Raw genomic sequence first — 20,718 nt, 5'->3', positions numbered from 1 at the left:
GCTCAACGCCCGAGCGTCGAGCGATCCGGCCGCACGAGCGGCCCCCTGCTTCCACGATGCAGGGCGCCGTCGCCTGGCCCGACATGGGCGCGGTTTTCGGCGAGGACGTCGTCCTGGCCCTTCGCCGGATCGGCGATCGCGTGGTCGTCGGCCGCGTGACGGTCCACCCCGCTCGCCTTGTCCGCATCTTCTCGCCCTTTGCGGGCATGCGTCTCGTCGCGCTCGATGGTCTCCGACGTGTCCTTGTCCTGCTGCTCACGCATCATTTCCGGGTCGGGGTTCAGGCCTGACATCGCGATCTTCCTTCTCGATGAAACTTCACAGGCGAACGGGAGCGCTCCCTGCACGGTTCCCCTTCGCATTGACCCTTCGCGGCGCCTCGCCTAATCCCGGCCGAGCCACAATCCACCGGGGACATTCAAGCCGATGACCGACCACGCCAGCCTCGAGACGACGATCGACGAAGCCTTCGAGGCGCGCGACACGATCTCGGCCACCACCACCGGCGCGGTGCGCGATGCGGTCGAGGCTGCGCTCGCGCTCCTAGACAGCGGCGAGCGACGCGTCGCCGAGCGGGGCGCGGACGGCAACTGGACCGTCAACCAGTGGCTGAAGAAGGCCGTCCTCCTGTCCTTCCGCCTCAACGACATGGAGATGATCGCGGGCGGCCCCGGCGGCGCGCCGTGGTGGGACAAGGTGCCCTCCAAGTTCGACGGCTGGGGCGAGAACCGCTTCCGCGCCGAAGGCTTCCGCGCGGTACCGGGCGCGATCGTCCGCCGTTCGGCCTTCATCGGCAAGGGCGCGATCCTCATGCCCTCCTTCGTCAATCTCGGCGCCCATGTCGGCGAGGGCACGATGGTCGACACCTGGGCGACGGTCGGCTCCTGCGCGCAGATCGGGGCAAACGTCCACCTGTCCGGCGGCGTGGGCATCGGCGGCGTCCTGGAGCCGCTGCAGGCCGGCCCGACCATCATCGAGGACAATTGCTTCATCGGCGCGCGCTCCGAGGTCGTCGAGGGCTGCATTGTGCGCGAGGGATCGGTCCTTGGCATGGGTGTCTTCCTCGGCCAGTCGACCAAGATCGTGGACCGCGAGACCGGCCGGGTCACCTATGGCGAGGTGCCGCCCTACTCCGTCGTCGTCGCGGGCTCGCTGCCCGGCAAGGCGATGGGCAACGGCGAGCCGGGTCCCGCCCTCTACTGCGCGGTCATCGTCAAGCGCGTCGACGAGCGCACCCGCTCCAAGACCTCGATCAACGACCTCCTGCGGAACTGACGGCATGACCGCGCGTCCCGTCGTCCTGATGGTGCCGAAGCTGCCGCGCCGCATCGTCGAGAAGCTCGAGGCATCCTACGAGGTGCTCGGCCCCCTGCCCGCCTCGCGCGTCGAAGACCTTCCCGCCGGGGCGGAGCGCGCCGTCGCGCTTCTCACCATGGGCACGATGCGCACCGACGCCGCCTTCATCGACGCGCTGCCCGCGCTGGAGATGATCGCACTCTACGGCACCGGCCACGAGGGCGTCGACGGTGCGCACGCGCGCTCGAAGGGCATCCGCATTGCCAATGCGGGCGCTGCCAACGCCATCAGCGTCGCCGAGTTCGCTGTCGGCTCGATCCTCGCCTCCACGCGACAACTTGCCTCCGGCGACCGTTTCGTGCGCGAGGGCCGCTGGCAGGGCAATTCCGTCGAGCGCATGCCGATGGTCCCCGGGCTCTACGGGCGGCGCGTCGGCATCTACGGGCTCGGCTCGGTCGGACGGCTCGCGGCACCGCGCCTCGAGGCCTTCGGATGCGAGATCGGCTATCACAACCGCAACCGCGTCGCCGACGTGCCCTACGCCTATTTCGACGGGCTCGCGGCACTTGCCGAATGGTGCGATGTCCTTCTCGTTGCCGTGCGCGCCAGCGCCGAGAACCGTCACGCGGTGAATGCGGACATCCTGCGTGCCCTCGGCCCGAGCGGCACGCTCGTCAACATCTCGCGCGGGATCGCGGTCGATACCGAGGCGCTGTGCGATGCGCTGGAGGCGCAGGCGATCGCTGGCGCGGCGCTCGACGTGTTCGAGACCGAGCCGGACGTGCCGATGCGACTGCGCGCGCTGGACAACGTAGTGCTCACCCCGCATGTCGCGGCCAACACGCGGCTCGCGCAGGAAGCCCAGCAGGACCGGATGCTCGACAATCTGTCGTCGTTCTTCGCTGGCGGGCGGATGCCCGGCGAGCTCTGACGGCTCCTCGGGATATCAGTTCAAGACTAGTCGCCGAAGCGTGCGCTGTCCGGTGCCGCGAAGGCGGCCGTCGCGACCGGGGCCGAAGCAGCCACAGGCACATGCGCCACGCGCCCGCCCGTCACCTTCTCGGGCTCGGCCGCTGCCGCGACCGGCGTCTCGGCGGCCGGCGTTTCCGGCACCGCCGCAGCCAGCGCTGTCTTTGCCTCGACAGGAGCGGGTGCGGCCGCCGCGACTGTGTTGTTCGCCTCGATGGCCTGCGCAGCCGGGCTTGCCGGCCGGGCCGACGGCGCGATTGCGGCCGCGACCGTCGAGGCCACTTCGGCCGGGGCAGAGGCGACCTGCACGGCCTCGCTCGCCGCCGGCATCGGCCGCCCGGTGATCGCGGCCATGTGGCGCTTCACGTTGGAGCAGTAGGTCTGGGCCGAGCGCGTCATGGTCGTCGCGCGGTGTCCGCCCTTGTATTTCATCGAGGCCTGGCAGACATCGCCGCCGCCACGCTCCCAAGCGCCCTTCAGGTAGCGCATGCCGTAGCGCAAATTCGTCTCTGGGTCGTAGAGCGCCTCGGTCGAGCCGCTGAAGCCCATCGAGCGGGCCGTCGCCGGCTTGATCTGCGACAGACCGTAGACACCGGCGCCCTTGGCGCGCGGATTGTAGCGGCTTTCCACATGCACCACGGCGAAGGCGAGTTCGCGCGGCACCCCGTTCTCGTCGGCTGCGGCCGTAATCATGCGGTCGATCGCCGCCGAACCGGAGATGGTGCCGTTCTCGCGAACCGGAGCCAGCGCCGTCACGCTCGCGGCTGCCTCGCTCGCCTCGGCGCTGGCGTTCTCGACGCCGGGCAGGGCATCCTCGGACGTTTCGGCTGCCGCCGCGTCCTCGGTGCGCGGTGTCGAGCCCACCTCGGCAAGGCCGACCATGCCGCCTTCACCGGAGACGCAGGCCGTCAGGAGAAGCGGGGAAACGAGTGCTGCCGCAACGAGAGGACGCCACCGCCCATTCGAAAGAACGAGCGCCTTCAGCGATCCGACCGCGACTGACAGCATGTGTTGGCCCCCGAGCCATTGCCCCTGCCCTGCTTTTTCGGGCTCATGGGGGCCGAAACAAGGCAAAGCTTCGCGCACCCCTGCCGTATGGTTAACAACTTTCAGCCGCTGTTGCGAATCGGCATCAATCGCAGCGGGCTTGGCGCCCGGCATGCCAGCTTCTAAGGAAGCGCCATGACCGCTCTCCCCATCGATCCCGCCGCCAATCTGAAGACCCTGATCCGCTGTCCGTCGGTGACACCTGCGGAAGGCGGGGCCCTGTCCGCGCTCGCTGAGATGCTCGCCCCGCTCGGCTTCTCGATCGAGCGCCCGGTCTTCTCGGCGCCCGGCACGCCCGACGTCGAGAACCTTCTCGCCCGGCGCGGCGAGGCCGGTCCGCATCTCGTCTTCGCCGGCCACACGGATGTCGTGCCTCCTGGCGACGAGGCGGACTGGCGCCATCCGCCTTTCTCGGGCGCGGAAGAGCGCAACGAGATCTACGGACGCGGCGCGGTGGACATGAAGGGCGGCATTGCCTGTTTCGTCGCCGCCCTCGCCAGGCTCCACGCTGCGGGCAAGTTGCCGGCGGGCCGCGTCTCGCTCCTCATCACCGGAGACGAGGAGGGCCCCGCGATCAACGGCACGGTGCGGCTCCTCGACTTCGCGGCCGCGCGCGGCGAGCGCTACGATGCCTGCGTGGTGGGCGAGCCGACGAACCCGGAGACAATCGGCGACATGGTCAAGATCGGCCGCCGCGGCTCGCTCTCCGGCGTCGTCACGGTGACTGGGCGGCAGGGTCACGTCGCCTACCCTCAGCGCGCGCTGAACCCGATGCGGGTGCTTGGCCCCGTCCTAGCGGCGCTGCAGGACGAGCCTCTGGACGCAGGCTCGGCCGATTTCCAGCCTTCCAACCTGGAGGTCACGTCCGTCGACACCGGCAACGCCGCCACCAACGTGATCCCGGCGCGCTGCACGCTCGCCTTCAATGTCCGCTTCAACGACCGTTGGGACGCGTCCCGCCTTCGAGCCGAACTGGAAGAGCGCGTCGCCCGGGCCATAGCGTCGCAGCCCGGCGGCTTCGATGCGGCGTTCGCGTGGCGCTCGCCCTCCTCCGACGTCTTCCTGACGATGCAGGGTCCGCTAACGGACGCACTGTCGCAGGCGATCGAGGACGTCACGGGCAAACGCCCGGAATTGTCGACCTCGGGCGGCACGTCCGACGCCCGGTTCATCAAGGATCACTGTCCTGTGGTCGAATTCGGGCTTGTCGGACAGACCATGCATATGGCCAATGAGAGAGTGTCGCTTGCCGATCTCGAAACGCTGACGGTGGTCTATGAGGCCTTCATCACCCGCTGGTTCGCCGCCTACGCCTGATTTCATTCCGTCCCTGGCGGACATACTGCGCTACTTCTCGGGCGCCGCCCGGCTCATGGCCGGCAAGCGCGACGGGCTGAAGCGTTTCGACCTGACGGCCGACGGTTTCTGGAATTCCTTTGGCGCCATCCCCGTTGCGCTGCCGCCGATGGCCCTTGCCTGGATCGAATACGAGCAGGTGGAACGCACCGTTCCCGCCGCCGACGTGGGCACCGTCGCGCTCTACGGCGCCCACGCCTTCGCTGACCTCACCGCCTGGCTCTTCCCGCTCCTCGTCCTCGCGCTCGCCGCGCATCCACTCGGCTTCTCACGCCGCATCGTACCGCTGATCGTCACGCTCAACTGGGGCAGCGCGCTGATCGCCTGGTGTCTCGCGCCAGTCTGGATCCTGCTCCTTATCGCCGGGCGCGGCGAAGGGGGAAGCGTTCTCGGTCTCGTCCTGATGCTGGGCTCCGTGGTCCTGACCGTGCGGCTCGTTGCGGCGGCGACGGACCTCGATCACACGGTCTCGACCGGCATCGTGGCGCTGACCGTTTTCTGCTCGTTCCTCGCCTATGTGGCGGTGGCGGACCTCACGGGCATCCCGCTCGTATAGTCGACCTCGGTCAGATACAGCCCGTCCGGCGGAGCGACGGGCCCGCAGCGCTTGCGGTCGCGCGCCTGCAGCGCCGAGACGAGGTCGTCCGCACTCCAGCGGTGCTCGCCGACGAGCTTGAGCGATCCGGCCAGCGAACGGATCTGATTGTGCAGGAAGGACTGCGCGCTGGCGTGGATATGCACTTCCTGCCCCGGCCCGGCGACGACATCGAGCCTGTCGAGCGTGCGCACCGGGTTCTTGGCCTGGCAGTGCGTGGAGCGGAAGGTCGTGAAGTCGTGCGTGCCGAGAAGCCGCTTGGCAGCCTCGTCCATCGCCGCCACATCGAGCGGCTTCCACACCCACCACACTTGCCCCTTGAGGAGGCTTGGCGGCGGGCGGCGGTTGAGGATGCGGTAGAGATAGTGCCGCCGCCGCGCCGAAAAGCGCGCGTCGAACCCGTCCGCCACCCGCTCGGCGGAGATGACGATGACGCCGCCCGCCTCGCGCAGGCGTGCGTTCAGGGCATCGCGCACCGTGTCCCCCGGCCACTCGCGGGAGAGGTCCACGTGGCAGACCTGCCCCGTCGCATGGACGCCCGCATCCGTGCGCCCCGCGCCGAACACCGTGACATCCTCGCCGGAGAACTCCTTCAGGACGGCTTCCAGTGCCGCCTGCACCGAGAAGCCGTTGTCCTGCCGCTGCCAGCCGCAGAAGGGCGCGCCGTCATATTCGACGGTGAGCTTGAAGCGCGCCATCAGCGCGCGCCGGCAAAGCTGCCGGCGACAGGCGATGCCCCGCGAAGCAGGATGTCCGCCGCCATCGCCTTGCCACCCGCCCGCTGGGCCTCGCGAATCTGCACGGCGCCGTCGGCACAGGCGATCGTCAGACCTTCGTCGAGAAGGCGGCCGGGCGCGCCGTCACCGGCGATGGGCAGTGCGCGCAGGAGCTTCACGCGCTCCGGGCCTGCGCCAAAGTCGATCATGGTCCAGGCGCCGGGAAAGGGCGAGAAGGCGTTGATGCGCGCGGCGACGTCCGCCGCCGGCAGCGTGAAGTCCACCGCCGTCTCGCCTTTGTCGATCTTGCGCGCATAGACCGTCTCGCGCCCGGTGCGCGCAGCGATCGCGTCCTGGGCCTCGAAGGCGAGCGTTCCGGCTTCGAGACGTGCCAGCGCCTCCACCACGCCTTGGGCACAGAGCGCGGACAGGCGCTCGTGCAGGTCCCCGGCCGTGTCCTGCGGCCCGATCGTCGTTTCCATCGTCAGCGCCACCGGGCCGGTGTCGAGCCCGGCCTCCATGCGCATTACCATCACGCCCGTCGCCACGTCGCGCGCCTCAATCGCCCGCTGGATCGGCGCGGCGCCGCGCCAGCGCGGCAGCAGGGAGGCGTGGCCGTTCAGCGCGCCGTGACGCGGCGCGTCGAGCACAGCTTGCGGCAGGAGCAGCCCGTAGGCGACGACGATCGCGATGTCGGACTTCAGCGCCGCGAAGGCCGCCTGTTCTTCGGCGCTCTTCAAAGAGACGGGCGTGCGGACTTCCGCTCCGAGGCGTTCGGCCTCGACCGCCACCGGCGAGGGCGTCGGTGCGAGCCCGCGTCGCCCGGCCGGGCGCGGCGGCTGCGAGTAGACGGCTGCGACCTCATGGCCGGCGTCGGCAAGGGCCGAAAGCGTCGGCACGGAGAAGGCCGGCGTTCCCATGAAGACGATGCGAAGGCTCATACGCTCGGGCCCCTTGCCGGCGCCGTCAGGCGACGGCCTTGTTGCGGGCGGCCTTGGTGAACTTCTTCACCACCATGTCGCGCTTCAATTTGGAGATGTGGTCGATGAAAAGCGTGCCGTTCAGATGGTCGATCTCGTGCTGCAGACAGGTTGCCAGCAACCCGTCTGCCTCGATCTCGCGCGCTGCGCCCGCCAGATCGACGTAGGTCACCCGCACCTTCTCCGGCCGCTCCACCTCGGCATAATAGTCCGGAATCGAAAGGCACCCCTCCTCGTAGACCGACAGCGCATCGGAACGCTCGACAATCTCTGGGTTCACGAAGGTGAGCGGGGTCTTCTCCTCGTCTTCCTTAGACACGTCGATGACGAGCATGCGGATCGGCTCGCCGATCTGGATCGCGGCGAGCCCGATGCCCGGCGCGTCGTACATCGTCTCGAGCATGTCGTCCGCAAGGCGGCGCACGGCGTCGTCCACGCGTTCCACGGGCGCCGAGACCTGTCGCAGCAGCGGATCGGGCAGGATGATGAGAGGCTTGATCGTCATGGCGCTCAGGTAGTCCGGCGCGCCCACGGCGTCAATCGACCGACGTTTGTTCACGATTTGATCTGGATTGCCGCCGCTGTTCGCGGTAGGAAGCGATATGGACGCCAGCCTTCTCGACCGTGTTCTGTTCCCGCTTCTCGGTTTCGACGTCACGCTCGGTGTGACAATGCTTGCCGCGATCGCGCTTCTCGCCGTCATCCTGGTCCTGCGGGCAGGGGCAGCGCGCCGCGATGCCGAGCAGCGGGCCGAAGCCGCCGAGGAACGGGTCGAGGCAGTGCTGCGCGGGCAGAGCGAACTTTCCGGCCGCATGCAGACCATGGCCGAGATCTTCGGCGGGAGGCAGGCGGAGATGACGCGCGTTCTCGCCGAACGGCTCGATGGGGTCGGCTCGCGGGTCAACCAGTCGCTCGGCCAGGCCGCGCGCGAGACGGGCGAGACGCTGACGCGCCTGTCGGAACGCCTCGCCGTGATCGACCGCGCGCAGGGCGAAATCCGCAATCTGGCCGGAGAGGTCGTGCGCCTGCAGGACATCCTAGCCAACAAGCAGGCGCGTGGCGCCTTCGGGCAAGGGCGGATGGAGGCGATCGTGATGGACGCCCTGCCTCACGGGGCGTACTCCTTCCAGGCGACGCTTTCCAACGGCAAGCGGCCGGATTGCCTGATCGTCATGCCGAACGGCGCTCCCTCGCTCGCCATCGACGCCAAGTTTCCGCTGGAGGCTTGGAGTGCCCTTCGCGAGGCTGAGGACGAGCCGGCGCGCGCCTCGGCCGCTCAGCGCTTGCGCCGCGACATGGACGTGCATGTGCGCGCCGTCGCGGAGAAGTACCTTCTGCCGGGTGAGACGCAGGACACCGCCTTCCTCTTCGTACCGTCCGAATCGATATTCGCCGAACTCAACGAGCGCTTCGAGGACGTCGTCCAGAAGGCGCATCGGGCGCGTGTCGTCATCGTTTCACCCGCCCTTCTCATGCTGTCGATCCAGGTCGTGCAGGCGCTGTTGAAGGATCAACGCATGCGCCGCGAGGCCGGACGGATCCAGAAGGAGGTCGCGCTACTGGCAGACGACATGCAGCGGCTCGACGCCCGGGTCGGCGCGCTGCGCACGCATTTCGGCCAGACGGGACGCGACATCGACCAGATCCTGATCTCGACGGAAAAGATCGTCCGGCGCGGCGAGCGCATTGCCTCCGTCGATCTCGGTGAAGCCGACACGGATGCGTCCTCGCGAGAGTGTGATGAGACAGGGGAAAACGCTGATCTCCTAGCATTTTCGCGCTCACCTTCGTAAAAAATTAGCGCCGATACGCTAGGCGCTTGACATTTGGTTAAGATGCCGGGATCAAAATCTGATTCCTTGCGTTCCTTCTGCGACCATTCTGGTGGACGGGGATGAGGGACATGCGGCAGACGCTGAAGGCAGTTCTTGCGGCATCCGTGCTTTTTGCTGGCTTGAATGGCGCGGCCGTCTCGGTTTCGGCCGCGCCCGCCATCGCCGACCTCGCCGCCGCCTACAACGACAACACCGATCGGGAATTCCGTCAGGGTCTCCAGATGCGCCTCGCGTGGGCTGGCGACTATGCCGGTTCGTTCGACGGACATATCGGGCCGCAGACGCTGCGCGCGATCCGCGACTTCCAGGCACGCAACGGCCTTCCGTCCGACGGCGTGATGACCGAGCCTTTCCTTCAGGCGCTCCTCGCGGCGAGCGATACCGCAGTCGATGCGGTCGGCTTCATCTGGGAGAGCGACGGCGAGACGGGTGTGCGCTTCGGTCTGCCGTCGACGCTGGTCCAGCGCGTTGGGCGTACCGAGGTCGGGACGATGTGGCGCGCCTCTGATGCCTCGATCGAGATCGAGACCGTGCGTTTCGCCAACGAAGGCTATGACCTTCGCGAGGTGTTCGACATCCTGCGTACCGAGACCGCGTCGAAGACAGTACGTCAGGCCGATTTCATCGGCGATCACTTCGTCATCCGCGGCCGCGAGGATGGGCGAGACTATTTCATCCGTTTCGACGGCGAGGGCACGGACCTCCGGGGGTTCTCCGTCGCCTACGCCCCGGAACGCGGTGACGAGCTTGCACCTTACATCGCGGTCGCAGCCGGCTCCTTCGAGCCCTTCCATGCCCCGGCGCAGGACCCGAACGGCGCGCTGGCCTCCATCTCGCGCGATGATCGTTACGCGCAGGCTTTCGCCAGCCCCAACACGCTCGTGGCGCGCACCGCGCCGGCTGACGTGCGCGACGACGGCTCCCCTGCCTTCGACGCCTCGGGCACGGGCTTCGTCGTTGCAGGCGAATGGGTTTTGACAAACGCCCACGTCGTCAATGCCTGCGCCACGGTCCTTGTCGGACAGGTGGGCGCGGCGAGCGAAGTCGTCATCGACGCCGACAACGACCTCGCGCTTCTGCGCCTCGAAGGGGATCTCGGGGCGCCGCTGCCGCTGGTGGAGGACACGCCGCGGCTCGGAGAGGACATCCTCGCGCTGGGCTATCCGCTGCGCTCGATTCTCGCCGACAGCCTGAACGTCACGCGGGGCAACGTCTCGTCGCTGCTCGGACTGATGAACGATCCGAACTACCTGCAGATTTCCGCCGCCGTGCAGCCCGGCAACTCGGGCGGCCCCGTTGTGGATTTGGCCGGGCGCGTCGTCGGCATCGTCACCGCCAAGCTAGACGCGGTGGCTGTTGCCGACCTCACGGGGGACATCCCGCAGACGATCAATTTCGCGATCCGCACGGACGCCGCCGCGCGGTTCCTGGACGACCAAGGCGTGTCCTACACGCCGGCGCCGACCGATGCCACGTTCGAAAGCGTGCCGGATGCCACCGCCAAGGTGCAGGACTCGATCCTGCCGATCATCTGCTTGGGCGAGCGCGGCTGATCATTCCGCCCAGCGCGGATCGCCTGTGAAGGCGATCGTCAACCAGCGATCCTCCGGCCGCCCGCCAATACCCGCAGCGACTTCGGCACGGATGGCATCGAGCGTTTCGACGGACACGATGGGGAAGTCCGCCGGAACGAGGAAATGAACCTCGATCAACCGTGACCGCCCCACTTTGGCGACATAGGTCCGGAAGCCTGCGAAGCCGTGGCGCTCGGCCGCGGCGGCGGCGGCGGCGCGCGCCTCCTCGTCCAGCGCGCTTGGCGCGACGAGGAAGATGTCACCGATGGCTTCCCACACCGTGCGCACGGGAACCGGAATGATGACGAGCGTCAGGATCGCCAGCACCGCGGGGTCGACGTAGGGCATCATCCATTCGTAGGGCGTGCCGGCGAGGAGCGCGGCCAAGGCAAAGGCGACGAGAAGAGCCGCCGTGATGAGGCCGGACATGGCCCAGCCCTTCACGTCCAGCGCAACGAGTTCCGATCCGATGGATCGGTTGGCGCGTCGTCCGGTCAGGAACATCGCAAGACAGATCGCCGCGACAACGGCGGCGTAGACGATCGCCCAGCCGAACTCGAGTTCGCGCCCTCCGGAGAACAGCCCGGAGACGGCGTTGACGAAGGCGTAGAATGACAGCGCGATCAGCAGCGAGCCGTTCACCGCCAGAACCATCGGCTCGATGTGCCAGAAGCCCATCTGGAAGCGATGGCTGGTCGGGCGCGCGATGAGGCGCGAGACGAAGAGGGCAAGCGCCGTCATCGAGGCGTCGACGGCGGAGAAGACGCCGTCGAAGACGATGGACAGCGAACCCGACAGGACGCCGAAACCGATGCCGATCGACCCGACGAGGATCGTGGCAAGGATGGAGCGCTTGAGGACGGTCTGTTCGGACGACATCGACCCCTAGCCCATCCGGCCCTTCAGTTCGCGCGTCGGCCAGCAGCCCGCGGCCATACCGGCGCGCTCTTCGAACAGTCCGATGGAGCGACGTGTCCTGAAACCCGGCAGCCCGTCGACACCGCCGACGTCGTGGCCCTGCGCCACCAGCCGCTCCTGCATCCGTGCAACGTCGCCGCGCGTCAGTCCGTCGACGCGCACCCAGCCGCCCTGGAAGCTGCCCGAGCCGCGCATACGGTCGGCCACATGGCCGATGAACAGCGCGTAGAGGTCCGAATTGTTGTAGGCCTTGATGACGTAGAAGTTCGGCGTGGCGATGAAGGCCGGGCCGTAGCGCCCCGCCGGCATCATCAGGTGGCCCGTGGCGTTCGCCTCGTTCGCCGGGAACGGACGGCCTGAGACGCGTGTCACACCAGCGCGCACGAAATCAGAAATCGGGCGCCCGCGATCCGGCCCCTCCAGCGTGCAGGAGACGCTGTCGGGCACATTCGCTTCAAAGCCCCAGTCGCGCCCGGGCACCCAGCCGGACTGGCGCAGATAGTTGGCGATCGAGGCCAGCGTATCGGGCACCGAATTCCAGATGTCCTTGCGCCCGTCGCCGTCGAAATCGACCGCCAGTTCAAGAAACTTGGTCGGCATGAACTGCGGCTGGCCGAGCGCACCGGCCCATGACGACTTCATCTGCGCGGGCCTGAGATGCCCTTCTTCCACGATGCGCAGCGCCGCGATCAGTTCGGCGGTGAACATCTCCTTGCGCCGCGCGAGATAAGCCTTCGTCGCCAGCACTTCGAATGCGTCGTGCGGAATGGAGGCGGACCCGAAGGCCGATTCCCGCCCCCAGACGGCGACGATGATCGGCCCCGGCACGCCATAGCGTTGCTCGATCCGAGATATCACCGCCGCGTGCTGTTGAAGCAGCGAGCGACCGCGCGAGACGAGGCCGTTTATCGAGCTCTCGGAGAAATAGGCGGCCGGGCTCTGAAATTCGGCCTGATGCTGGTTCTCCGCCACCGGTGCGCTCTGGCCCGGCAGGACGAGATCGGGCAGCTTGAGATTGGGCGATACGCGGCCCAGCGCGGCGTCGAAGGTGGCACGCGAGACGCCCTGCGCGCGCGCCACCGGCCATATCTCGTTCTCCAGGAAGGGCGGAAACCCGGCCGTCACGCCGCCTTGCGCGAAGGCCGGCGAGAAGGCCAGAAAGGCGACGAGAAGGGCGAGGACGGTGCGCATGGGTTCATCCGTTACACGAGGCTGTGGCCTGTCGCCATTGTAGTCGTCAGCCTTGTGTCGAGCCTGTGTCGGCACATGCGAAAGACACGAGAGCGCCCGCCATAGTTGCCAATGCCGCCCGTTTGGGCACAGACTAAGGGAGAGCATAAATAATGCAGGCACACGAAAGCATGAAGAACGCGCCGGCCATCTGGAACCATGTCGACGCCAACGCGCCCCGCATGGCGGCCCTCGCGGATGCGGTGTGGGCCGTTCCCGAGACCTGCTATGGTGAGCATCGTTCGGTCAAGCTGCATCGTGAGGCGCTCGATGAACTCGGTTTCCGCGTGACGCAAGGCGTCGCCGGCATTCCGACCTCGGTGATCGGCGAGGCCGGCGAAGGTGGTCCGGTCATCGCCATCCTCGGCGAGTTCGACGCCCTGCCCGGCCTCAGCCAAGAAGACGGCATAGCCGAGCATCGGCCGGTCGAGGCGGGCGGCAACGGGCATGGGTGCGGCCACAACCTTCTCGGCGCCGGCGCGCTTCTGGCGGCGAGCGCGATCAAGGACTGGCTGGCCCAGACGGGAACGCCAGGGCGTGTACGCTATTACGGCTGCCCGGCCGAAGAAGGCGGCGGCGCCAAGGCCTTCATGGTGAAGGCCGGGCTCTTCGACGACGTCGACATCGCCATCTCCTGGCATCCGGAGTCCCTGACCGACGTGATGGGCGGTGGATCGCTCGCCAACACGCGCATCGATTTCGACTTTCACGGTCGCGCCTCCCATGCCGCCGCAGCGCCCCATCTCGGTCGCTCGGCGCTCGACGCGGTCGAACTGATGAGCGTCGGCGTCAACTATCTCCGCGAGCACATGCCCAGCGACGCACGCGTCCACTACGCCGTGATCGACTCGGGCGGCATTGCGCCCAATGTCGTGCAGGCTTTCGCGAAGGTACGCTACTCGGTGCGTGCGCCGACGCTGAGAGCCATGAGCGTGCTTCTGGAGCGCGTGAAGAAGGTGGCCGAGGGCGCCGCGCTGATGACCGAGACACGCGTCGAGCCGATGGTCATCAGCGCCGTCTCGGATCTCGTCGCCAACACGCCGCTCATTGAAGCGATGCAGGCCGAGCTCGCCCGCCTCGGCCCCGCCGAATTCGACGAGGCCGACCGCCGCTTCGCCGAAGAAATCCGCGCGACGCTGTCCGATGAGGACAAGGCAGACGCCTATGCCCGCTTCGGCGTGGCAACGCCAGACGAGCGCCCGCTCTGCGACTTCCTGCCCACGGCGGGCGGCACGAAACCTTCGATCCTCGGCTCGACGGATGTGGCCGATGTCTCCTGGGTCGTGCCGCTCGTCCAGATCTACGGCGCGACGGCCGCGATCGGCACGCCGCTGCACTCCTGGCAGATGGTCGCGCAAGGCAAGGCGCCCGCCGCCAAGAAGGGTATGGCGCACGCGGCCAAGGTGATGGCCGCGACCGCCGTTGCCGCCCTTCTCGACCCGTCGCTGATCGAACGCGCAAGAGCGGACCTTGCCCGCCGTGTCGGCGAGCAGGGCTACGAGAGCCCCATTCCGGACGGCACCGAACCGCCGATCGCCATCATGGCCGCCTGATCGGAAGCGTGCAGGCGGCGCGCATGCGAGGGGACAGACGATGACGCCAGACGACCAGACGCTGGGGGGCGATCCCGAGAACCCCACCCGAATGGATCGCTTCCTCGGCGCCGTCGAGCGGTTTGGCAACAAATTGCCAGACCCCTTCATCATCTTCGTCGCGCTGGCGCTGATCGTCATCGTCCTGTCGGCAATCGCGGCCGCCTTCGGCGCCAGCGTGGATCACCCGGGCACCGGCGAGGCGATGCCGGTGCGCAGCCTCCTGTCGCCCGAAGGCGTCCTCTACATCCTCGATTCCCTCATCGATAATTTCGTCGGCTTCGCTCCGCTCGGCCTCGTCCTGACGATCATGCTTGGCATCGGCCTTGCAGAGCGCGTCGGGTTTCTCGGCGTTCTCGTCCGGCGCCTTATGCTGGCCGCGCCCGCGAAACTCGCCACGATCATCACCTGCTTCGTCGGCATCAACATGAACCTCGCCTCCGACGCGGCGATGATCCTCCTGCCGCCGCTCGCCGCTCTCGTCTTCAAGGAGATCGGCCGCCATCCGGTAACGGGCTTCGTGGCGGGCTTTGCCTGCGCCGGCGCAGGCTTTACCGCCAATCTCATGATCTCCGGCACCGATGTCCTCCTCTCCGGCATCTCCACCGAGGCGGCGCGCATCATAGATCCGGAGGCGTTGGTGACGCCGGTCGCCAACTGGTACTTCAACATCGTCTCGGTCTTCGTGTTGACGCTCGTCGGCGCCGTCATCACGGACCGCATCATCGCACCCCGCATGAAAGGCGTTCAGGCCGAAGGCGACATCGAGACGATCGAGGAGCCGGCTGAGGCCGGGCGCGGCCTGCGCAATGTCGGGATCGCGACGCTGGTCTTCCTCGCACTCCTGGTGGTCTTCGTCGCCTGGCCCGGCTCAGTCTTGCGCAACGAGGATGGCGGGCTCGTTCCCTCGCCCTTCCTGTCCAACATCGTGCCGATCATCTTCGCCTTCTTCATCACGGTCGGTCTCACCTACGGCATCTCGGTCGGCGTCATCCGCTCCGGCAAGGACGTGGTTGCGAAGATGACGGAATCGATCGTGGAACTCGCGCCCTATATCGTGCTCGTCTTCGCGGCGGCCCAGTTCATCGCCTATTTCAACTGGTCGGGCCTTGGGACCTGGCTCGCGATCAGCGGCGCTGACGCGCTGGTGGCGATCGAGTTCACGGGCTTCGCGCTTCTCGTCGCCTATTCGTGCCTGAGCGCGATCCTGGAATTCTTCATCACCTCCGGCTCGGCGAAATGGGCGCTGGAGTCGCCCGTCTTCGTTCCGCTCCTGATGCAACTCGGCTACGATCCGGGCTTCATCCAACTGCCCTACCGCGTGGCCGATTCCGCCTTCAACATCCTGGCGCCGACGAACCCCTATATCTTCGTCGCGCTTGGCTTTCTGCGGCGCTATCTGCCGAAAGCGGGCCTTGGGACGCTGATTGCGCTGATGCTGCCCTACGCGGTGTCGTTCTTCCTCGTCTGGCAGGTTCTGCTGGCGGTGTTCTACTTCCTCAACCTGCCGGTCGGGCCCGGCGTCTATCCACTGCCGGCTTGAGACGCCGGCCGCGCGCTCGTCGCGCTTTGGCGCGCCTGGCACGAGGGCCGAGCTTGAAATGAGAGGAGCCGACGCGAGCCCCGCGCCTCGCCTCATAAGCCACGAGAGGCGGGCTGGGATAGTTTTGACGCTTCGCGCGACCACGCGCAGCCGAAATGCTCTATGGTCATATCCATGAGCAGCTTTTCGCACGGGACCGTCCACAAGGCAGGTGATGACCTCCAGGCGGCGATTCGCTCGGACCCGCAGGCCTTGGCGCAATGGGAGGGCCTGACGCCCCTTGGCCGAAACGAGTTCATCTGCTGGGTCGAGGATGCCAAGAAGCCAGCAACGCGCCAACGCCGCATCGGGCGCACGCTCGAGGAACTCGCCGAAGGGAAGAAGCGGCCCTGCTGCTGGGCGGGTTGCATCCACCGCGCGGACAAGCTGCCGAGCCGATGGCAGCAGGTGGTCCTGATCGACGGCAAGACATAACGCGGCACTCAAACCTACGTATTTTCTCGAACCGCGGAGGCCCGCGACCGCCGCGCGGCAGTACAATTGCCCGCCCTTTGTCCCGCGATATATGGGAAGATAAGCAGCCCTCAGTCGCGACGACGCAGCTGGTCCTGCCGAATGGCCTCCACATGGTCGTAGACGACGTTGGCGAAGTCCTCGAGCGTATCCGCCATCTCGAGCGAGAGCGGTCCGCCCTTCGCGCTCGCCGACATCTCGACCGCAGCCGAGAGTTCGATTGCCATGTTGTCGATCAAGGTCTGGAGATCATGTTCGCCCGAGGGAGCAGAACCAGAACGCTGGCCGTGGGTGTCTTGAGCGTAGGCATTGCGCATTTCTCTTAAATGACCAACCAGTTGATACGTTTCCATTGATAGGCAAAACTCCCCTCCACGAGCCACCTCTAAATTGACATAAAACGGCCACGTTTTTGTCAACGCCTTTGCATTGCTCCGGACTCCCCTGCAGACTGGCCGATCAGAATGAGATCGATTGTCCGGGCGGGGTCGTGGGTTTGCAGCAGACTAAGACGGTCGTGGTCGGGAACGAGAAGGAAGACGGCACCGAACGTGTCGCCCGCTGGACCGAGATCATGAGCGAGGCGGGCAACGTTTCGATCGTGCCCGACCAAGCACCAGCCTTCACCGGCTCGCTTTCCACGCGTCCGATCGGCGATCTGCTCGCGATGCGCATCGCATCTTCAACCTTCAGGTTGACGCGCGACGAACTCCTCGGAGCCGACAACGTCTTCGTCAATCTCCTCCTGCGCGGCAGCCTTGCCGGAACGGCGGCCGGCCGAAATTTCGAGCTCCCCGTTGGCGGGATCTCGCTGGTTCGCCGATCGAGCACGCTGGACCTTACGATCGCCGATGCCGAATGGTTCGGGCTCGCTGTGCCTCTCGAACTCTTCGAGCGGAAAACGAAATGGCGGCCGCACCTCGACGCGCTGGTGTTCGCACCGCACTCGATGCAGGCCGTGATCTTGCGTGCTCATCTTCTCGCCTTGACCGAGCTGGCCGACCCTCTGCCAACGCGTGTCTCGGCTCAGTGCGAGGACACGACCCTGACCTTGCTCGCGAACTGCATCGACAAGCGCACAGCACGCCCGCGGTTGGACGAGCCGAAGGAATTGCAGCGGCATGTGCGGCGCTTCATTCTCGACAACTTGTCCGACCCCGACCTCGGCTGGAGCATGATTGCGGACGAGTTCGCCCTGTCGCGCTCCTCGCTCTATCGCACGCTCGGCGCGCAGGGCGACGTGGCGGCGATGATCCGCAGGCTGAGGCTGCGCGCGGCACACCGCCAGATCGTCTCGACAAACGGCGATCGCACGTCGATCCGCGACATCGGCCTTGCTCAGGGCTTCGTAGAGGAGCGCACGTTCCGGCGCGCCTTTGCGCGCGAATTCGGCTACTCGCCGGCGGCCTTGCGCAGCCGCGTGCGGGCGGGCGAGCATCCGCGCGACAGCGATGTGGCGGCCGACCTCAAGCGATGGTTCGACCGTCTGAGCAGGTAGCCTCGCGGCCAGCACCGCCCGGCGCCGAGCGTCAGAACTTCGTGCGCGAGCGCATGGCCGCCGAGAGTGTGCCTTCGTCGAGATAGTCGAGTTCGCCGCCCACCGGAACGCCGTGCGCGAGGCGCGTGATGGAGACCTCGAAGCCTTCGAGCTGGTCGATGAGGTAATGCGCCGTCGTCTGGCCCTCGACGGTGGCGTTGACCGCGATCACCACTTCCTTGACGCCGCCCTCCGCCACTCGCTCCACGAGCCGCGCGATGGTCAACTCGTCCGGCCCGACACCCTCCAGCGGCGATAGGACGCCGCCGAGCACATGGTAGGCAGCGTTCAAGGCCTTCGCGCGCTCCAGCGCCCAAAGGTCAGAGACGTCCTCCACGACGATCACCGTGGAGTGGTCGCGCATCGGGTCCGCGCAGATCGTGCAAGGATCGCGCGTATCGACATTGCCGCAGTTCGAGCAGGTGCGCACGGTCTCGTTCGCCTCGGCCATCGCCCCCGCGAGCGGGGCGAGAAGTTGCTCGCGACGCTTGACGAGATGGAGCGCGGCACGTCGCGCCGAGCGGGGCCCGAGCCCCGGAAGCTTCGCGAGAAGCTGGATCAGGCGCTCGATCTCGGGCCCGGCGATGGACTTGGCCATGGATGATGTCTTCGCGCGCCGCGGCTAGAAGGGCAGCTTCATGCCGCCGGGAAGCTGCAAGCCGGCAGTGAGTTCCTGCGTCTTCTCGGCGATCGTCGTGTCGAGCTTCTTCTTGGCGTCGGCATGGGCAGCGACGACGAGATCCTCGACGATATCCTTCTCCTCGGCCTTGAGGAGCGAGGGATCGATCGAAAGCGACACCAGCTCGCCCTGCCCCTTCAAGGTGACGGTGACGACCCCGCCGCCCGACTGGCCCTCGGCGGTGATCTCGGCGATCTCGGCCTGCAGTCCCTGCATCTTCTCCTGCATGGCCTTGGCCTGCTTCATCATGCCCATCAGGTCTTTCATCGGTCGTCGTCCTCGTCGTCGGTGGGGTCAATGGGGTCGAAGATCTCGTCGGCGGGCTCTTCCTCGCCGGCCTGACCGAACGGTGCTTCGTCGTCCTCGGCCATGTCGAAGCGCTCCGGCAGGTCCACCTCGTCGGCGAGCGCCGGCGGTTCTGGCATCACGGGCTCGTCCGGCTCGTCGCTCTCGCCGCGCATGCGCACCTCGCGGATTTCGGCGCCCGGCACGGCAGCGAGGATCGCCGCGATGTCCGGATGGGACGCAGCATCCGCGATGCGCTCAGCGCGCCGGCGCGCGTCCCGTTCCTCCAGCGTCTCGCCGCCGCCCTGCGAGACGAGCGAGACGACGTAGCGCCGGCCCGTCCAGTCATGTAGCTTGCGCGAGAGGTCGTTGGCAAAGGTCGCGGGGGCACCGTCCGCGAGCGCGGCCTCGATACGGCCCGGCTCGATGGAAGCCAGGCGCAGATAGCGGCGGATACGAGCGCGCATCAGCGAATCACGCTTCTCGTTGGCCAGCGCCTCGAGGCCGGCGAGCGAGGTCGGCAGGTCGCTCTCCTCGACCTGCTGCGCTTCCACGCGCGGTGCGACGCTGGGCGGGGCGGCACGCATCATCAGGGCAAGGTTCGGCCCGCCGCCGGAGCCGAGGCGCGAGAGGCTGGCCGTCGGCCCGCCGCCCTGCGGCAGCGAGGGATAGCTGGTGGACGGTGCGGAGCCGGCGGACGAGGCGGGCGCCGGAGCGGAAGGGGGTGAAGACGACACGAGCGACGAAGGCGCGGACGCTGCGGCCCCACGCGGCGCCGCGGGTAAGGACGGCACCGGGGTGGCGGAAGCCGAGGGTGCTGCGGCCGGCAAGGCCGGTGCCTCGCCGCCCGCCAGCATGCGCATCAGATCCTCGGGATCGGGTAGATCGGCAGCATGCGCGATGCGGATCAGGGCCATCTCGGCCGCCTGCCGCGGCGAGGCGGCAAGGCGCGCCTCCTCGATCGCCTTCAGCAGCATCTGCCAGACCTGGGAAAGCGTGCGCACGGAGAGTTCGGTGGCGAAGCGCCGTCCGCGCTCGGCCTCGGCCGGTGAAAGCGACGCATCGTCGCCGGATTCGGGTACGAAGCGCAGCGAGGTGACGAGATGGGTGAAGTCGGCAAGGTCGGTGAGGACGACGACCGGATCGGCGCCGCTGGCATACTGCTCGCGCAGTTCGGCGATGGCAGCGCTCGCATTGCCCCGCATCAGAGTCTCGAACAGGTCGATGACGCGCACGCGATCCGCAAGACCGAGCATGTCGCGCACCTCGCCGGCCGTGACGAGCCCCGCGCCATGCGCGATCGCCTGATCGGTCAGCGAGAGCGCGTCACGCACCGAGCCCTCGGAGGCGCGGGCGAGGATGCGCAGCGCCTCCTCTTCCACCTCGACGCTCTCGGCATCGAGCACCTTCGACAGATGGGCCATCATCTCCGCGGAGGGCACGCGCCTCAGGTCGAAGCGCTGGCAGCGCGACAGCACCGTGATCGGCACCTTGCGGATCTCGGTCGTCGCGAACACGAACTTCACATGCTCGGGCGGCTCCTCCAGCGTCTTCAGCAGGCCGTTGAAGGCCTGCGTCGACAGCATGTGGACCTCGTCGATGATGTAGACCTTATAGCGCGCCGAGACGGGCCTGTAGCGGACCTGCGCGATGATCTCGCGGATGTCGTCGATGCCGGTGTGCGATGCGGCGTCCATCTCCACGACGTCGACGTGGCGCCCTTCCATGATGGCGCGGTCATGGACGCCTTCGGCCTCCATGTGGATCGTCGGGCGATCCACCGTTTCGGTCTCGTAGTTCAGGGCGCGGGCGAGGATGCGGGCGGTCGTCGTCTTGCCCACACCGCGCACGCCCGTCAGCATCCAGGCTTGCGCGATCCGCCCCGCATCGAAGGCGTTGGTAAGCGTCCTCACCATCGGCTCCTGGCCGATGAGGTCGGCGAAGCTCTGCGGTCGATACTTGCGGGCGAGCACGCGGTAGGGACCCTGCCCCGCCGTGCCTGTGCTTTCGTCCCGCTCGCTCGTCATGGGTGCCGCCGCGCCATCATCGCCCG

Annotated in this window: 21 protein-coding genes; 10 read left to right on the top strand and 11 right to left on the bottom strand. The window is 67.4% G+C overall.

Going from position 1 to position 20,718, the window contains the following annotated elements; genetic code table 11:
- Positions 1-2: 2 nt before the first annotated feature.
- The gene (locus H1343_RS04515) at positions 3-293 is read right to left on the bottom strand and encodes a hypothetical protein (protein ID WP_185984738.1); all 291 of its coding nucleotides are present in this window, start codon (positions 291-293) and stop codon (positions 3-5) included.
- A 133-nt stretch (positions 294-426) separates the two neighbouring features.
- Here H1343_RS04515 and dapD point away from each other — a divergent pair, with 133 nt between their 5' ends.
- Together dapD and H1343_RS04505 are read left to right on the top strand one after the other, a co-directional pair.
- On the top strand, positions 427-1,275 hold the full coding sequence (gene dapD / locus H1343_RS04510; RefSeq protein ID WP_185984737.1) for a 2,3,4,5-tetrahydropyridine-2,6-dicarboxylate N-succinyltransferase: 849 nt from the start codon (positions 427-429) through the stop codon (positions 1,273-1,275).
- Positions 1,276-1,279: 4 nt separating this feature from the next.
- Positions 1,280-2,227, top strand: a complete 948-nt coding sequence (locus tag H1343_RS04505; protein ID WP_210270080.1) for an NAD(P)-dependent oxidoreductase — start codon at positions 1,280-1,282, stop codon at positions 2,225-2,227.
- Between the two features lie 26 nt (positions 2,228-2,253).
- Here the strand turns inward: H1343_RS04505 and H1343_RS04500 are convergent, their stop codons facing one another.
- Complete coding sequence (locus H1343_RS04500) at positions 2,254-3,273, bottom strand: lytic transglycosylase domain-containing protein (protein WP_185984736.1); 1,020 nt, start codon at positions 3,271-3,273, stop codon at positions 2,254-2,256.
- A 174-nt stretch (positions 3,274-3,447) separates the two neighbouring features.
- Between H1343_RS04500 and dapE the strand changes: the two genes are divergently transcribed.
- Entirely contained in the window at positions 3,448-4,629 is a 1,182-nt protein-coding gene (gene dapE, locus H1343_RS04495; RefSeq protein WP_185984735.1) for a succinyl-diaminopimelate desuccinylase, read from the top strand.
- A gap of 55 nt (positions 4,630-4,684) precedes the next feature.
- On the top strand, positions 4,685-5,224 hold the full coding sequence (locus H1343_RS04490) for a hypothetical protein (protein WP_246333320.1): 540 nt from the start codon (positions 4,685-4,687) through the stop codon (positions 5,222-5,224).
- On the opposite strand, the gene truA is transcribed toward H1343_RS04490, so the two are convergent.
- Genes truA through def form a run of 3 tightly spaced genes read right to left on the bottom strand, consistent with a single transcriptional unit; the run spans position 5,182 to position 7,464 of the window.
- On the bottom strand, positions 5,182-5,961 hold the full coding sequence (gene truA / locus H1343_RS04485; RefSeq protein WP_185984734.1) for a tRNA pseudouridine(38-40) synthase TruA: 780 nt from the start codon (positions 5,959-5,961) through the stop codon (positions 5,182-5,184). The two genes, H1343_RS04490 and truA, sit on opposite strands and share 43 nt — an antisense overlap.
- Positions 5,961-6,920 carry a methionyl-tRNA formyltransferase gene (gene fmt / locus H1343_RS04480; RefSeq protein WP_185984733.1) on the bottom strand — a complete coding sequence of 320 codons (960 nt, stop codon included), beginning with the start codon at positions 6,918-6,920 and terminating at the stop codon, positions 5,961-5,963. Before fmt ends, truA begins: the two co-directional genes overlap by 1 nt.
- Before the next feature lie 25 nt (positions 6,921-6,945).
- A complete protein-coding gene (gene def, locus H1343_RS04475) occupies positions 6,946-7,464 on the bottom strand; it encodes a peptide deformylase (protein ID WP_185985482.1) in 519 nt (172 codons plus the stop codon).
- 97 nt (positions 7,465-7,561) lie between these two features.
- On the opposite strand from def, the gene H1343_RS04470 reads away from it, so the two are divergent.
- Together H1343_RS04470 and H1343_RS04465 are read left to right on the top strand one after the other, a co-directional pair.
- The gene (locus H1343_RS04470; RefSeq protein WP_185984732.1) at positions 7,562-8,752 is read left to right on the top strand and encodes a DNA recombination protein RmuC; all 1,191 of its coding nucleotides are present in this window, start codon (positions 7,562-7,564) and stop codon (positions 8,750-8,752) included.
- A gap of 110 nt (positions 8,753-8,862) precedes the next feature.
- Positions 8,863-10,347: a serine protease gene (locus H1343_RS04465; RefSeq protein WP_185984731.1), complete on the top strand. Its 1,485-nt coding sequence runs from the start codon at positions 8,863-8,865 to the stop codon at positions 10,345-10,347.
- Here H1343_RS04465 and H1343_RS04460 read toward each other — a convergent pair whose 3' ends face one another.
- A complete protein-coding gene (locus H1343_RS04460) occupies positions 10,348-11,247 on the bottom strand; it encodes a cation diffusion facilitator family transporter (protein WP_185984730.1) in 900 nt (299 codons plus the stop codon).
- A 6-nt stretch (positions 11,248-11,253) separates the two neighbouring features.
- Positions 11,254-12,477: a lytic murein transglycosylase gene (locus H1343_RS04455; protein WP_185984729.1), complete on the bottom strand. Its 1,224-nt coding sequence runs from the start codon at positions 12,475-12,477 to the stop codon at positions 11,254-11,256.
- Positions 12,478-12,647: 170 nt separating this feature from the next.
- Between H1343_RS04455 and H1343_RS04450 the strand changes: the two genes are divergently transcribed.
- From H1343_RS04450 to H1343_RS04440, 3 genes are all read left to right on the top strand, one after another.
- Positions 12,648-14,069 (top strand): amidohydrolase, encoded by a 1,422-nt coding sequence (locus H1343_RS04450; protein WP_185984728.1) that lies wholly within the window; start codon positions 12,648-12,650, stop codon positions 14,067-14,069.
- A 40-nt stretch (positions 14,070-14,109) separates the two neighbouring features.
- Positions 14,110-15,651, top strand: a complete 1,542-nt coding sequence (locus H1343_RS04445; protein WP_185984727.1) for an AbgT family transporter — start codon at positions 14,110-14,112, stop codon at positions 15,649-15,651.
- A 174-nt stretch (positions 15,652-15,825) separates the two neighbouring features.
- Complete coding sequence (locus H1343_RS04440) at positions 15,826-16,125, top strand: YdeI/OmpD-associated family protein (RefSeq protein WP_185984726.1); 300 nt, start codon at positions 15,826-15,828, stop codon at positions 16,123-16,125.
- A 110-nt stretch (positions 16,126-16,235) separates the two neighbouring features.
- Here the strand turns inward: H1343_RS04440 and H1343_RS04435 are convergent, their stop codons facing one another.
- Positions 16,236-16,517 (bottom strand): hypothetical protein, encoded by a 282-nt coding sequence (locus H1343_RS04435; RefSeq protein ID WP_185984725.1) that lies wholly within the window; start codon positions 16,515-16,517, stop codon positions 16,236-16,238.
- A gap of 143 nt (positions 16,518-16,660) precedes the next feature.
- Here H1343_RS04435 and H1343_RS04430 point away from each other — a divergent pair, with 143 nt between their 5' ends.
- Positions 16,661-17,662, top strand: coding sequence for a helix-turn-helix domain-containing protein (locus H1343_RS04430; protein WP_185984724.1), 1,002 nt, complete (start codon positions 16,661-16,663; stop codon positions 17,660-17,662).
- A 31-nt stretch (positions 17,663-17,693) separates the two neighbouring features.
- Here H1343_RS04430 and recR read toward each other — a convergent pair whose 3' ends face one another.
- The 3 genes from recR to H1343_RS04415 are packed head-to-tail and all read right to left on the bottom strand — an operon-like array spanning position 17,694 to position 20,692.
- Positions 17,694-18,299, bottom strand: coding sequence for a recombination mediator RecR (recR, locus tag H1343_RS04425; RefSeq protein WP_185984723.1), 606 nt, complete (start codon positions 18,297-18,299; stop codon positions 17,694-17,696).
- 24 nt (positions 18,300-18,323) lie between these two features.
- Positions 18,324-18,647, bottom strand: coding sequence for a YbaB/EbfC family nucleoid-associated protein (locus H1343_RS04420; RefSeq protein WP_185984722.1), 324 nt, complete (start codon positions 18,645-18,647; stop codon positions 18,324-18,326).
- Positions 18,644-20,692 carry a DNA polymerase III subunit gamma/tau gene (locus H1343_RS04415; RefSeq protein WP_185984721.1) on the bottom strand — a complete coding sequence of 683 codons (2,049 nt, stop codon included), beginning with the start codon at positions 20,690-20,692 and terminating at the stop codon, positions 18,644-18,646. Before H1343_RS04415 ends, H1343_RS04420 begins: the two co-directional genes overlap by 4 nt.
- Between the last annotated feature and the right edge of the window lie 26 nt (positions 20,693-20,718).

Origin of the sequence: Aureimonas mangrovi (assembly GCF_014058705.1) — a bacterium.
Taxonomy (GTDB): domain Bacteria; phylum Pseudomonadota; class Alphaproteobacteria; order Rhizobiales; family Rhizobiaceae; genus Aureimonas; species Aureimonas mangrovi.
Note: the sequence above shows the minus strand (reverse complement) of the source record. Positions and strands in the feature narration are given on the sequence as shown.

Bases quoted from the DNA above. Each gene is read 5' to 3' on its own strand.
- H1343_RS04490 (WP_246333320.1), top strand. From the start codon at position 4,685: ATGGCCGGCAAGCGCGACGGGCTGAAGCGTTTCGACCTGACGGCCGAC.
- fmt (WP_185984733.1), bottom strand. From the start codon at position 6,920: ATGAGCCTTCGCATCGTCTTCATGGGAACGCCGGCCTTCTCCGTGCCG.
- H1343_RS04415 (WP_185984721.1), bottom strand. From the start codon at position 20,692: ATGACGAGCGAGCGGGACGAAAGCACAGGCACGGCGGGGCAGGGTCCC.
- H1343_RS04420 (WP_185984722.1), bottom strand. From the start codon at position 18,647: ATGAAAGACCTGATGGGCATGATGAAGCAGGCCAAGGCCATGCAGGAG.
- truA (WP_185984734.1), bottom strand. From the start codon at position 5,961: ATGGCGCGCTTCAAGCTCACCGTCGAATATGACGGCGCGCCCTTCTGC.
- recR (WP_185984723.1), bottom strand. From the start codon at position 18,299: ATGGCCAAGTCCATCGCCGGGCCCGAGATCGAGCGCCTGATCCAGCTT.
- dapD (WP_185984737.1), top strand. From the start codon at position 427: ATGACCGACCACGCCAGCCTCGAGACGACGATCGACGAAGCCTTCGAG.
- def (WP_185985482.1), bottom strand. From the start codon at position 7,464: ATGACGATCAAGCCTCTCATCATCCTGCCCGATCCGCTGCTGCGACAG.
- H1343_RS04470 (WP_185984732.1), top strand. From the start codon at position 7,562: ATGGACGCCAGCCTTCTCGACCGTGTTCTGTTCCCGCTTCTCGGTTTC.
- H1343_RS04435 (WP_185984725.1), bottom strand. From the start codon at position 16,517: ATGGAAACGTATCAACTGGTTGGTCATTTAAGAGAAATGCGCAATGCC.
- H1343_RS04505 (WP_210270080.1), top strand. From the start codon at position 1,280: ATGACCGCGCGTCCCGTCGTCCTGATGGTGCCGAAGCTGCCGCGCCGC.
- dapE (WP_185984735.1), top strand. From the start codon at position 3,448: ATGACCGCTCTCCCCATCGATCCCGCCGCCAATCTGAAGACCCTGATC.
- H1343_RS04450 (WP_185984728.1), top strand. From the start codon at position 12,648: ATGAAGAACGCGCCGGCCATCTGGAACCATGTCGACGCCAACGCGCCC.
- H1343_RS04500 (WP_185984736.1), bottom strand. From the start codon at position 3,273: ATGCTGTCAGTCGCGGTCGGATCGCTGAAGGCGCTCGTTCTTTCGAAT.
- H1343_RS04460 (WP_185984730.1), bottom strand. From the start codon at position 11,247: ATGTCGTCCGAACAGACCGTCCTCAAGCGCTCCATCCTTGCCACGATC.
- H1343_RS04515 (WP_185984738.1), bottom strand. From the start codon at position 293: ATGTCAGGCCTGAACCCCGACCCGGAAATGATGCGTGAGCAGCAGGAC.
- H1343_RS04455 (WP_185984729.1), bottom strand. From the start codon at position 12,477: ATGCGCACCGTCCTCGCCCTTCTCGTCGCCTTTCTGGCCTTCTCGCCG.
- H1343_RS04465 (WP_185984731.1), top strand. From the start codon at position 8,863: ATGCGGCAGACGCTGAAGGCAGTTCTTGCGGCATCCGTGCTTTTTGCT.
- H1343_RS04440 (WP_185984726.1), top strand. From the start codon at position 15,826: ATGAGCAGCTTTTCGCACGGGACCGTCCACAAGGCAGGTGATGACCTC.
- H1343_RS04445 (WP_185984727.1), top strand. From the start codon at position 14,110: ATGACGCCAGACGACCAGACGCTGGGGGGCGATCCCGAGAACCCCACC.